10 protein-coding genes are annotated in these 11980 nt (G+C 63.9%); all 10 read right to left on the bottom strand.

Annotation, left to right across the window (positions count from 1 at the left end; all coding sequences use genetic code 11):
- The 10 genes from IB223_RS17710 to dnaA all read right to left on the bottom strand — a co-directional run bounded on the left by IB223_RS17710 (position 1) and on the right by dnaA (position 11939).
- Positions 1-429 carry a biopolymer transporter ExbD gene (locus IB223_RS17710; RefSeq protein WP_192203091.1) on the bottom strand — a complete coding sequence of 143 codons (429 nt, stop codon included), beginning with the start codon at positions 427-429 and terminating at the stop codon, positions 1-3.
- 46 nt (positions 430-475) lie between these two features.
- On the bottom strand, positions 476-1237 hold the full coding sequence (exbB, locus tag IB223_RS17705) for a TonB-system energizer ExbB (RefSeq protein ID WP_142122860.1): 762 nt from the start codon (positions 1235-1237) through the stop codon (positions 476-478).
- Between the two features lie 96 nt (positions 1238-1333).
- A complete protein-coding gene (locus IB223_RS17700; RefSeq protein ID WP_192203089.1) occupies positions 1334-2002 on the bottom strand; it encodes an energy transducer TonB in 669 nt (222 codons plus the stop codon).
- A 159-nt stretch (positions 2003-2161) separates the two neighbouring features.
- Entirely contained in the window at positions 2162-3355 is a 1194-nt protein-coding gene (locus IB223_RS17695; RefSeq protein WP_192203087.1) for a tetratricopeptide repeat protein, read from the bottom strand.
- Positions 3356-3488: 133 nt separating this feature from the next.
- A complete protein-coding gene (locus tag IB223_RS17690) occupies positions 3489-4295 on the bottom strand; it encodes a M48 family metallopeptidase (RefSeq protein ID WP_192203086.1) in 807 nt (268 codons plus the stop codon).
- 69 nt (positions 4296-4364) lie between these two features.
- A complete protein-coding gene (locus tag IB223_RS17685) occupies positions 4365-5195 on the bottom strand; it encodes a CPBP family intramembrane glutamic endopeptidase (protein WP_192203084.1) in 831 nt (276 codons plus the stop codon).
- A gap of 11 nt (positions 5196-5206) precedes the next feature.
- Positions 5207-7654: a DNA topoisomerase (ATP-hydrolyzing) subunit B gene (gyrB, locus tag IB223_RS17680; protein WP_192203082.1), complete on the bottom strand. Its 2448-nt coding sequence runs from the start codon at positions 7652-7654 to the stop codon at positions 5207-5209.
- 101 nt (positions 7655-7755) lie between these two features.
- Entirely contained in the window at positions 7756-8874 is a 1119-nt protein-coding gene (gene recF / locus IB223_RS17675) for a DNA replication/repair protein RecF (protein ID WP_192203081.1), read from the bottom strand.
- A gap of 202 nt (positions 8875-9076) precedes the next feature.
- Positions 9077-10177, bottom strand: a complete 1101-nt coding sequence (gene dnaN, locus IB223_RS17670; RefSeq protein ID WP_192203079.1) for a DNA polymerase III subunit beta — start codon at positions 10175-10177, stop codon at positions 9077-9079.
- A 430-nt stretch (positions 10178-10607) separates the two neighbouring features.
- On the bottom strand, positions 10608-11939 hold the full coding sequence (gene dnaA, locus IB223_RS17665) for a chromosomal replication initiator protein DnaA (RefSeq protein ID WP_192203228.1): 1332 nt from the start codon (positions 11937-11939) through the stop codon (positions 10608-10610).
- Positions 11940-11980: the final 41 nt, after the last annotated feature.

Here is an 11980-nt window from a genome sequence, read left to right as displayed (position 1 = left end):
TTACTGCCCCTTCTCTTTCGTGGCCACGTAGCCGATGTCCAGCATGCCCTGACCCTGCGCGATCTTGGTGACGTCGGCGATGGTGCCCATCTTCGTCGTCTTGTCGCCGCGCAGGTTGAGCTTCGGCTGCGGCTGCAGCTGGGCCACGCTGGACAGGCGGGATTCCAGGATCTCCTTGGTCACCGGCTCGTCGCCCCAGTACAGATCGCCATTCTCCTTGACGGAGATGGTGATCGGCGGGGTCGCCGGCGCGGTCTTGTCCGCCGGATCCTGCACCAGATTCGCTTCGGGCAGTTCGATCTTCACCTTGTGCGACATCAGAGGCGCCGTGATGATGAAGATGATCAGGAGCACCAACATCACGTCCACGAGGGGCGTGACGTTGATCTCGGCCATCGGGCCGCTGCTATTACCACTACTGAAAGCCATGACGGGCTCCGTCTAGAACGTTGCGTTGACTGCTTGTACCGCCGGCTCAGCGAACGCGCGAGCCGGTGGCGAAGAAGTCGTGCAGGTCGTGCGCGAACGTATCGAACTTGGCGATGGTCGCCGAGTTGGTCTTGCTGAAGAAGTTGTAGGCGAACACGGCCGGGATGGCGACGAACAGACCGATGGCGGTCATGATCAGCGCTTCACCCACCGGGCCGGCAACGGCGTCGATCGAGGCCTGGCCAGTCGCACCGATGCGGATCAGGGCGCCGTAGATGCCCCACACCGTACCCAGCAGACCCACGAACGGCGCGGTCGCACCGACGGTGGCCAGCAGCGTCATGCCACCCTGGAGATTGGTGCTCTCGCGGGTCACGGCCTGGCGCAGCGCGCGGTCGACGAACTCGGAGCGGCTCAGGGTTTCGCCCAGGCCTGCGGCGGAACCTTCGGCGCGCTGGTGGTGCGCCGCTGCCTGGGCAGCGTCAAGCGCGATCTTGGAGAACGGCTCGTTCTTCGGCTGCTCTTCCATCAGGCGGATGGCGTCCTGCGCGTTCGGCGTTTCCCAGAATGCGCTGGTGACGCGATCAGCCTGGCCCTTCAGGCGGCTGCTGCGCAGCACGTTGATGACCGTCCAGTACCAGGACATGGCCGACATGATGACGAGGGTGAGCAGCACGACCCACGAGACGATGAACTCGCCGGGCTTGCTGATCATTTCGCTGATCATGTGCTCGAAGCCCATCTGCGACAGGGCATTCGCGGCGTTGGTGCCCCCGGCGGCGGCGGCAAAAAGGGTTTCCTGCAGCATGACGCTTACCTTTATATAAGTGTTGATAGAGGGTGTTGCGGTTCTGAAAGGATGGAGCGTTGACGTTGGCCCAGGTGTTGGCCGCGATCTTCCTTCTTAAAGCGTGAAATCCACCGGCACGCGGACCCGGCCAGCTGACTTCTGGCCGTTGACGACGGAAGCATTGAAGCGCCACTTGCGTGCGGCATCGATCGCTGCACGGTCGAGGTCGCGGTTGCGGCTCGACTTTTCCACCGACACGTTGGTGACGTTGCCGTTGGCGTCCACGTCGATGATCAGGATGACCGTACCGGTGATACCGGCGCGCGCAGCGGCGGGCGGGTAACGCGGCGGGTTCATGTTCTTCGACGAGATGTCCACGCTGGCACCGATGTCCGGCGTCGACGGCGGGTTGGAAGGCGGCGTCGGCGGAGTCACGATATCGGTCGGACGCGGCTCGGCGATATCGACCGGCGGTGCTTCCGGCGGCGGCGGCAGCGGGGTCGTCTTCGGCGGCGCCAGGTTCTTGACCGGCGGCGGCGGCGTGTCCTGCTTCGGCGGCGGCGGCGGCGGCGGCGGCGGGGGAGGCGGCGCGTCGACGATGACGACCGAGGTGCGGCGCTCTTCCTTCTTTTCAGCCGGCGGAGCAACCGCCGGGATCAACAGCGCAAGCAGGGCCGCTGCGTGCAATGCGATCACGAAGGCAATACCGATGATACGGGGCCAGTTGAGGCTGTTGTCCTCTTCTTCTTCCCGGTACCTGTTGATGACCAGTTGTTCAGCCATGCGCCAATTAACTCAAGGTTGTTACGAGCGCCGAGACGCCTCGTCGATTCTGGGCCCTGCCGGTGGTTTTCACCGACGGAACCCCCAGCTTATACCAATCCGGCGCCCCGATGCCATCATCCGTATGGATTAATTGGCCTTCGGTGTCATCGAATCCCGTTACGGCAGCGCGATGATCTTCTTCGCGTCGTCCGGCTTCTTCAAACCCTTCCCCAGCGCGGCTCGCGCAGCAACCTTGGCTTCTGGGATGCGGCCTTCCTGCCACAGGACGCGCGCCAGGTTCAGATAGGTTTCGCCATCCGCGGCGAGGGGCGCAGCCTTCTGCCACGCGTCGATGGCTTGCGGGATCTGCTCGGAGTAGTAGTACGCCTGCGCCAGGGCCAGGAAGGTCTGGTGGTCCGGCTTCAGCAAGCCCTTCTCCAGGCCTTCGTTGACGACGGAAATGACGTCCTTCTCCCGGCCGTCCATGTTGGCGTAGGTCACGTAGAGCTGGCGGTATTCCTTTTCTTCGGTCAGCTGGCCAGCGGAACGCATCTTCTCCAGCGTGGTGGCGGCCTTGTCGTACTGGTCCGCCTGCTGGTAGGTCGCGACCAGGTTGAGCTGGGCCTTCTTGTCGGCCGGATTCTTGGCGGCCATCTGCTCGGCGATCTTCACCGCTTCGGCAGGTCGCTCTGCGGCGATGAGCGACGCCAGCAGCAGACCGTACCAATTGTCCTTGGGCTCGGGCGTGGCGGCGATGGCCTGCTCGAGTACCGGGATGGCTTCGGCGTACTTCTCCATCTGGTACAGCGCCTGGCCCTTCTGGATCAGGTCGTCAGGCTTGTTGGATTTCGTCTCTGCGAGATAACGGTTGAGATTGGCCATGCCCGGCTCGAACTCGTCGTCCTGCAGCTGCAACTGGGCCAGCATCAGCATCGACTGGTAGTGGCCGTTGTTGTCCAGCGCGTTGAGGTCGATCACCTGCTGGAGCAGCTGCTTGGCGGTCGCCATGTCATCCAGGTTGTACGCCGCCTGGCCGCCCAGTTGGGCAGCCATGGCCTTGTCATATTCGTTCGCATTCGGTTCGGCCAGCAGCTCCTTGGCCAAGGCCAACGTCTCGGCGTCGTTGTCTTCCTTCTCGTAGGCCTTGAACAGCTTGCCCAGCTTGCCCTGCATCTTGCTGGAGGGCTTGGTCTTGGGGTCCTCGCGCGTCGCGTCGGGGTAACGGACTTCCGCTTTCTGGCTGCCTTCGCGCGAACCGCTCCGGTTGGCAGAACGGGCGGACTGCGCCACGGCGTCGGCGACAACGCCGCCGCCAAAGGCGGCCAGCAGCATCATGCTGAGTAGGGTGTTCTTTTGCATGCGGAGCTTCATGTTCAAACCTCGTCAGGCCATCCGGGGGATGACGGTCCAACCCGCCTGCGTGCGGGGCCGGCAAAACTAACAGAAACCTGGTGCGTGCGGATACCGTTTCAGGTGTTGCGTAGCAGCAATACCGTGCCGTGTGTCAGCCGCATTTCGGCGCGTTTCCGGCCTTCCTGGCCGCCTCGTAGGTGGGTACGAGGGAGGGCGCATCGCGTTGCAGTTCGCGAATGCGGTTGGCGGGGTCGGGGTGCGTGGACAGCCACTGCGGTTGACGGCCACCGCTGGCGGCCATCATGTTCTGCCAGAGATCGACGGCCTGGCGAGGATCGAAGCCCGCCTGGGCCATGAGCCGCTGGCCGACCACATCCGCCTCGCTCTCCTGGGTGCGTGACCCTGGCAACAGGAAAGCCGCCTGTGCGGTCATGCCGCCCAGCTGGTTCACCGTGCTGGCTGCACCCTCACCGTAGCGCGCACCGGCCAGCGCACCGAGGACGCCCAAGCCGGCCTGCGCTCCCATCTGACGGGTAATGCGCTCCTCGTGGTGGCGCGCGATCACGTGGCCGATCTCATGGCCGAGCACCGCCGCAAGCTGATCCTGGTTCTCGGCCACGGTGAAGATGCCGGTGTTCACGCCCACCTTGCCACCCGGCAACGCGAACGCGTTGGGCTCTTTGTCCGAGAAAACAGCGGTTTCCCACGCGACGCTGCGTTGTTCGGGAGGCAGCTGGCGCACGAGTGCGTTGACCACGCAGGTGACGTAGCCGTTCTGTCGCGCGTCGCGACTCAAGGTTTCCTTCGCCTTGGTCTCGGCAAAGGCCTGTGCGCCCAATTGATCGAGTTGCGCCTGCGAGACGCCACCGACCATTTGGGTCCGGCCGGTGGGTGAGGTCGTGGTAGCACACGCCGTCAGACCGAGTACTGCGACGGTTCCGAGAATCCAGACTTTCATGCGCGCCCCCTGCGACATTGCGTACAACGCGAGTCTGGGCAAACGCGTCTTAAACTTTCGTCAATCACATTAAGCCTGCGTCTGGCCGTAAATCTGCAAGACAGCCAGCGCAAGGGCGTTGTTCAGGATATGCGCGGCGATCGGCGCCCACAGCGTGCCTGTCAGCCGGTAGACCCCGGCAAACATGGCGCCCATGCCCGCATAGACCAGAACCAGGAAAAGTGTGCTGGCGAGGGGTTTTCCGTTGAGGCCCGGCATTTCATGGACGAGGGCGAACACGAGGCTGCTCAGCACCAGGCCCAGCACGGGCCAGCCCGCATGCCACAGTCGCCCGAACAGGACGCGGCGGAACAGCAGCTCCTCGTACATGGGCGCAAGGACGACAGCGAACAGGCCCAGGAACACGGGGTATTGCGCGAATCCGGCCTTGATCACGTCCAGGTTGCTCGGTTCCAGGTCCAGCCCCAGCGCGCGGCCGCACCCGCTCATGACCGCACTGAACAGGAAAGTCGAAATTCCCGCAGCAAGCGCCCAGAACCATGTCCGGGGAAGACGCGTGTTGGCCCGTGACTGCTTCTGTTCGGTGATCGTTGCGCGTCGGCGCCAGAAGTACAGCAGCAGCGCCGTGCCGCCCGTGCTGACGAGCGTGGCCACGATGAGGAACAGGACGGGCGGAGCACCCACATTCGCCTGCAGGGCCTGCGCATCGATCATGCCGCCATGCGTGCGCGCCAACTGCACACCGCGCCAAGCGGCCCATCCCAGCAAACCCAGGAGCATGGCTGAGAACGAAAGCACCACCGCCAGCACGACATCCAATGCGAACGCCGGCAGCACGTCGCGCAATGGACGTCCGCCGGGGACTCCCGCGTCGACCAGGGAGGAGGGGACCGGGCTCATCCGCCGAAACATCACACGTCGAGGTTGGAAACCTTCAGCGCGTTGTCTTCGATGAACTCACGACGCGGCTCCACCACGTCTCCCATCAACGTGCTGAAGATCTGGTCGGCGGCGACGGCGTCCTCGATGCGCACCTGCAACAGACGGCGCGTATCCGGATTCACCGTGGTATCCCACAGCTGCTCGGGATTCATTTCACCCAGGCCCTTGAAGCGCTGGATGCTGCGGCCCTTCTTGGCCTCTTCCAGCAACCATGCCTGTGCGTCGGCGAAGGTAACCACCGGCTGCGCCTTGTTGCCGCGGATGACCTGTGCGCCTTCGCGCACCAGTCCATGCAACAGCGCCGCCGCTTCGCGCAACGGACGCAGTTCGCCGGTCTCGAAGGCCGACAGCGACAGCACCTGCACCAGCTCCTCGCCCATGTGCCGACGCGTCGCGAGCAACGCAGCGGGGCGTTGTTCGGTGGCGGGCTGCAGCGTCAGCGCATAGCGCGCACTGCCCAGGCTGCTCCGGTTGAGCTTGGCTTCCAGCGCGGCCAGTTCATGCCGTTCGTCGATGTTCTTCTGCAGGTGCTCCGCATCGAGCGGGGTGAAATCGATCAACGACTCCAGCAGCACCGGATCGTAACGGTGTGCATTGCGTGAGATGGCATCACGCGCGGTGGTGAAGGCAAGCAGCAGTTTCTCCAGGGCTTCGCCGGAGATCGGGGGCTCGCCATCGGCGGGAATCAGCGATGCGCCTTCGACCGCATTGTTGGCCAGGTACACGTTGAGCGCCGCATCGTCCTTCAGGTACAGCTCCTGCTTGCCCTGCTTGAGCTTGTAGAGCGGCGGCAGGCCGATGTAGATGTGGCCTCGTTCGATCAACTCCGGCATCTGCCGGTAGAAGAACGTCAGCAGCAGCGTGCGGATGTGCGAACCGTCGACGTCGGCGTCGGTCATGATGATGATGCGGTGGTAACGCAGCTTGTCCGGGTTGTACTCGTCCTTGCCGATGCCGGTGCCGAGCGCGGTGATCAGCGTGCCGACCTCGGCGGAGGCGAGCATGCGATCGAAGCGCGCGCGTTCCACGTTGAGGATTTTTCCCCTCAATGGCAACACCGCCTGGTTCTTGCGGTTGCGGCCCTGCTTGGCGGAACCGCCGGCCGAGTCACCCTCGACGATGAACAGTTCGGACAGTGCCGGATCCTTCTCCTGGCAGTCGGCCAGCTTGCCGGGCAGGCCGGCGATGTCCAGCGCCCCCTTGCGGCGGGTCAGGTCACGGGCCTTGCGTGCGGCTTCGCGGGCACGCGCGGCGTCGACGATCTTGCTGGCGATGGCGCGGGCTTCGTGGGGGTGTTCCTGCAGGAACTCCTCCAAACGTGCGCCGAACGTGCTCTCAACGGCCGGCCTGACCTCGGAACTGACCAGTTTCTCCTTGGTCTGAGAGGAGAAGCTGGGGTCCGGCACCTTCACCGACAACACCGCGATCATGCCTTCGCGCATGTCGTCGCCGGACAGATTGACCTTGGCCTGCTTGGCGATGCCGTTCTGTTCGATGTAGTTGGTCAGCGTGCGCGTCAGCGCGGCACGGAAGCCGATCAGGTGGGTACCGCCATCCTTCTGCGGGATGTTGTTGGTGAAGCAGAACATCGTTTCCTGGTAGGCGTCGGTCCACTGCAGCGCGACATCCACCACGATGCCACTGGCTTCGCCGGTGACCGAGATGACATTCGGATGCAGCGGTGTCTTCAGCTGCGCCAGGTGCTCCACGAAGCTGCGGATGCCGCCTTCGTACTCGAAGACATCCTGGCGGCCTTCGCCACGCTCGTCGATCAGGGTGATCTTGACGCCGGAGTTGAGGAACGACAGTTCGCGCAGGCGGCGCGCCAGGATGTCGTAATGGAACTCGACATCGCTGAAGATCTCGGCCGCCGGCAGGAAGCGCAGCGTGGTGCCGCGGCGCTCCGAAGCTTCCAGCTGCTTGAGCGGGTAGGTGGGCTCCCCCAGTGCGTATTCCTGCTGGTAGTGATGGCCATCGCGCCAGATGTCCAGCCACAGGTGCGAGGACAGGGCATTGACGACGGATACGCCCACGCCGTGCAGGCCGCCGGAAACCTTGTAGCTGTTGTCATCGAACTTGCCGCCCGCGTGGAGCACCGTGAGGATGACTTCCGCCGCCGAGACGCCTTCTTCCTTGTGGATATCGACCGGGATACCGCGACCGTTGTCCGAGACCGAGACCGAGCCGTCTTCGTGGATCTTCACCACCACGTTGTCGGCGTGACCCGCCAGCGCTTCGTCGATCGAGTTGTCGACGACCTCGAACACCATGTGATGCAGGCCGGTGCCGTCGTGCACGTCGCCGATGTACATGCCGGGCCGCTTGCGGACCGCTTCCAGGCCCCGGAGGACGGTGATCTTGCTGGAGTCGTAGGTGCTGTTGCCGTTCGGTGCAGAAGAGGTCGTTTCGTCGGTCATTCGCTTCGGGTCGGCTGCATGGCAGGCGCCGCGTCACCGGGTCGGTGGGCGCCACGCGCGGGCCAAGGGATTCAATGCGGAATTATAGCACCGGTGGGCACTTAGCCCTCTTTGCCGCCAACCTGCTGTAGTCCGATGGCGCTCTGTTCCACGTGGAACACAGTGGGCGTGGCCTGCATGCCAGTGAGTCCGGAAGGGCTTTCGGTGCCGGTAATCAAGACCTGGGCACCGCAAGCCAGCAGCCGCTCCAGAACGCGGCGCTGGTGATGTCGATCCAGCTCGGATGCCAGGTCATCCAGGGCGATGACCGGCCACTCGCCTCTCCGCGCAGCGAAATCCTCCGCCTGAGCCAGCAGGCAGCACAACGCGGTCAGTTTTGCCTGGCCACGGGAAAGCGTTTCGCGGTGGGGCAGGCTGGAGTAGTCGATGCGCCAGTCAGCCCGGTGGGGGCCGACAGTGGTGTAACCCGCCGCGCGGTCCCGCTCCCGGGCGAGCAGCAACGCGTCCGCCAATGCCAGTTCGTGGCGCCGCCACCCGGGCTGGAACTGCAGGTCCGCGGAACCGAGCGACGGCGCCAGTTCCATGGCGACCGCCGACAGATGGTCCTGCAAAGCTTCGAGATAGCGCAGGCGATGGCCCGTCAATGGCTCACCCGCTTCGGCCATCTCGTGATCCCAGGCATCGAGTTGGGCACCACCTGCGCCTGACTTCAGCAGGGCGTTTCGCTGCTTGAGCGCCCGGGCATACCGACGCCACAACGGCAGGAAGCTCCCCTCACCTCCCTGTTCCACGTGGAACAAGCCCCAATCGATGAAACGACGACGCGGTTCACCTCCCCCAGTGACCAGCGCATGGCTACCGGGCTCGAAGCTGACAACTGCCAGCGCGGCGCAAAGATCTCCGAGTTGAGCCACATTCTCGCCATCCAGCCGACCGGTCCATGTCTGGCCGGTATGGCGAAGGCCCGCGCGACGAAGACGCTCCTGGCCCGTCTCACGCCACTCCACGAACACCTCGACGGCGTCTGCACCGGTTCGGACCAGGCCGTCACGCACTCGGCCACGGAAGCTGCGTCCGTATGCCATCAGGTGCAGCGCTTCGAGCAGGCTGGTCTTGCCCGCGCCGTTATCGCCTGTGATCAGATTGAGCCCGGGTCCCGGGGCCACTGAAACCTGCTGGAATCGACGCAACCCGCTTACCTCCAGGCGGGTTACCTGCACGGGGAGTTCCCCTGCGTGTCCCAAGGCAGCTGGGCACGGGAAAGGCGAGGGTGGAGCAAGGGGCAGGCGAGCGACAGCGGCATCGCAAGATTCTAGCGTGCGATGTTGCCCGGAAGCCGGATCGCTCGAAATCGGCACCTGGAAACGACATCGCCCGGCTCTGGGCCGGGCGACTGACGTGTTTCACGTGGAACAAGGTGGGTCAGAGACGCAATGGCATCACGACATGGCGCGACTTCTCGCTACTCGCCTCACGCACGAGTGCCGAGGAGTTGGCATCGCGCAGCTGCAGGACAATGTGCTCGTCGCGCAGGGCCGACAACGCGTCCAGCAGATAGTTGACGTTGAACCCGATCGCCAGACCGTCCACCTTGGTGTCGGCTTCGATTTCTTCCTGCGCCTCTTCCTGCTCCGGGTTATGAGCGCTGATCTTCAACTGGCCGGGAGAAACCTCGACACGGACGCCCCGGTACTTCTCGTTGGACAGGATAGCGGCACGCTGCAAGGCGGCGCGCAGTACTTCCCGGTCCAGCAGGACTTCTCGGTCCGCGCCAATCGGAATCACGGCGGCATAGTCAGGGAAGCGGCCATCGATCAACTTCGAGGTGAACGTCACATCGTCCCGCTTGACCCGGATGTGGCTGCGGCCGACCTCCAGTTCCAGCGACCGATCGCCACCTTCCAGCAGTCGCTGCAGTTCGGTCACGCCCTTGCGGGGCACGATGATCTGACGCTTGCCCACGGGCGCGCCTTCCAGCTCCGCCTCGCACAGGGCGAGGCGATGGCCGTCGGTCGCCACGCAGCGCAGCGTCCGTTCGCTCAGGTCAAACAGCAGGCCGTTGAGGTAGTAGCGCACGTCCTGCTGGGCCATCGCGAACGAAGTGCGTTCGATCAGCTCCTTCAAGGTGGCTTCCGGCACCTCGATACGTTCGGTCGCTTCGACTTCGTCCACTGACGGGAAATCGTTCGCAGGCAGAGTCGCCAGCGTGAAACGGCTACGGCCGGCCTGCACTGTGACCTTGTCGCCCGTCTGGCTCACCGTCACCTTGCTGCCGTCGGGCAGCGCCCGAATGATGTCGAACAGCTTGCGCGCCGGGATCGTGGTTTCACCGTCCTGCGCCTCATCGACACCGATACGGGAAATCATCTCCACTTCCAGGTCGGTACCGGTCAGCGAGAGCTGCCCGTTCTGCACCTGCACCAGGAAATTTGCCAATACCGGCAACGTCTGCCGGCGTTCGACCACATTGACCACCTGGGCCAAGGGCTTGAGGAAAGCTTCGCGCTGCAGACTGAAACGCATGAGTGTTGGGGCCCCTTCGCTTTGGATTTTTAAAGACTAAAAGCTTAAAAGCTGGTGGTGATGGTAGGGCCCGAAATCCGGGAAAACCCACATAACCATTTGAATTGAATCAATTTCTTCTTCTTCCAACCCGGTGGACAGGGGCAGGTGGGCCTATGCAGAAACCTGTGGACAACTTTCCGGCCTGATTCCACGCACATCTTATCCACAGAAGGCAGGCCTGCTTGTCCACGATGTTATGCGTTGCCCCGTTTCGTCGCCCCACCTACAGTAACGCCACAGGTTGCGGCGGCGGCCTGGAGCAGTGACGTCGACGACAGGAACGGCATGCCATACGCAGAGCCGGCACCTGCGGCGGACACACGGGGCAACGTGAAGCACTGGCCGGATGCCCTGCGTCTACGTGGATGCGCCGCAGGGCGATCCTCGATTACTCGCTGAGTTTCCGGATCAGCTTGTCCCAGTCCTCGCGCAGCTTGCCGTCCGCTTCCATCAGGGTGCGGATCTGTCGGCAGGCGTGCAGCACGGTCGTGTGATCGCGACCGGCGAACGCGTCGCCGATTTCCGGCAGGCTGTGTTCGGTCAGTTCCTTGGCCAGGGCCATCGCCACCTGCCGCGGACGCGCCAGTGAACGCGTGCGCCGCTTGGACAGCAGGTCCTTGACTTGCAGACCGTAGTAGTCTGCCACGGTCTTCTGGATATTGGGGATGCTGATGGCCTGCTGCTGCGCGCGCAGCAGGTCGCGCAGGGTTTCCTGGGCGAACTCCGTGGTGATGGCGCGCCCGGTGAAGTTGGCGCGCGCCGCGAGCGTGTTGAGTGCGCCTTCCAGGTCGCGCACGTTGCTGCGCATCTTCTTGGCCAGCAGGAACGCCACGTCGTCGGGGATCTGCGCACCGCGCTCGTGCGCCTTGGCCAACACGATGGCCGCGCGCGTCTCGAAGTCCGGCGGGTCGATCGCCACGCTCAGGCCCCAGGCCAGGCGTGATTTAAGCCGGGGTTCCAGGCCTTCCACTTCGCGCGGATAGCGGTCGCAGGTCAGGATGATCTGCTGGCGGCCGTCGAACAGCGCATTGAAGGTGTGGAAGAACTCTTCCTGCGTGCGGTCCTTGCCGGCGAAAAACTGGATGTCGTCGATCAGCAGCGCATCCACTTGCTGGAAGCGGCGCTTGAACTGGTCCATCGACTTTTCGATCAGTGCCTTGGTCATGGCGCTGAAGAACTGTTCGCTGCGCAGGTACAGCACGCGCGCATTCGGGTTCTGCCGGCGCATTTCATTGCCGGCCGCGAACATCAGGTGCGTCTTGCCAAGGCCGGTGCCGCCGTACAGCAACAATGGGTTATGCGAGCGATCGCCCGGCTTCTGTGCGGCCTGCCATGCGGCGGCGCGACCGAGCTGGTTGCTGCGGCCTTCGACGAAATTGTCGAAGGTGTAGTGCAGGTCCATGTTGCCGGCGAAAGGCTCGGCGGGCGCCGCAACGCCAACAGCGCCATGGCCTGTCGCGACCGGCGCGTTGATGTCGACCGGTTTGCTGCGCGAACCGATTTCCAGCGAAACGTCACCATGGCCGACGAAGTAATCCAGCAGCTCACGGATGCGGCCCAGGTAACGCTCGCGAACCTGCTCCACGATGAAGGCGTTGGGTGCGTACAGCACCATGGCATTGCTGCGCTGCTCGGCCTGCAAGGGCTTCAGCCAAGTGTGTACATCCTCGGCCGGCAATTCGGCTTCCAGGCGTTCGAGGCAACGGGGCCAGGCATCCATCAGGTGGAACAACTCGCGTGTGGGGTAGAACAGGCCATCCC

The organism is Pseudoxanthomonas sp. PXM03 (assembly GCF_014852005.1).
Lineage (GTDB): Bacteria > Pseudomonadota > Gammaproteobacteria > Xanthomonadales > Xanthomonadaceae > Pseudoxanthomonas_A.
Note: the sequence above shows the minus strand (reverse complement) of the source record. Positions and strands in the feature narration are given on the sequence as shown.

Excerpts from the sequence above, each read along its gene's own strand:
- IB223_RS17710 (WP_192203091.1), bottom strand. The coding sequence starts at position 429 with ATGGCTTTCAGTAGTGGTAATAGCAGCGGCCCGATGGCCGAGATCAAC.
- exbB (WP_142122860.1), bottom strand. The coding sequence starts at position 1,237 with ATGCTGCAGGAAACCCTTTTTGCCGCCGCCGCCGGGGGCACCAACGCC.
- IB223_RS17700 (WP_192203089.1), bottom strand. The coding sequence starts at position 2,002 with ATGGCTGAACAACTGGTCATCAACAGGTACCGGGAAGAAGAAGAGGAC.
- IB223_RS17695 (WP_192203087.1), bottom strand. The coding sequence starts at position 3,355 with ATGAAGCTCCGCATGCAAAAGAACACCCTACTCAGCATGATGCTGCTG.
- IB223_RS17690 (WP_192203086.1), bottom strand. The coding sequence starts at position 4,295 with ATGAAAGTCTGGATTCTCGGAACCGTCGCAGTACTCGGTCTGACGGCG.
- IB223_RS17685 (WP_192203084.1), bottom strand. The coding sequence starts at position 5,195 with ATGAGCCCGGTCCCCTCCTCCCTGGTCGACGCGGGAGTCCCCGGCGGA.
- gyrB (WP_192203082.1), bottom strand. The coding sequence starts at position 7,654 with ATGACCGACGAAACGACCTCTTCTGCACCGAACGGCAACAGCACCTAC.
- dnaN (WP_192203079.1), bottom strand. The coding sequence starts at position 10,177 with ATGCGTTTCAGTCTGCAGCGCGAAGCTTTCCTCAAGCCCTTGGCCCAG.
- dnaA (WP_192203228.1), bottom strand. The coding sequence starts at position 11,939 with ATGGATGCCTGGCCCCGTTGCCTCGAACGCCTGGAAGCCGAATTGCCG.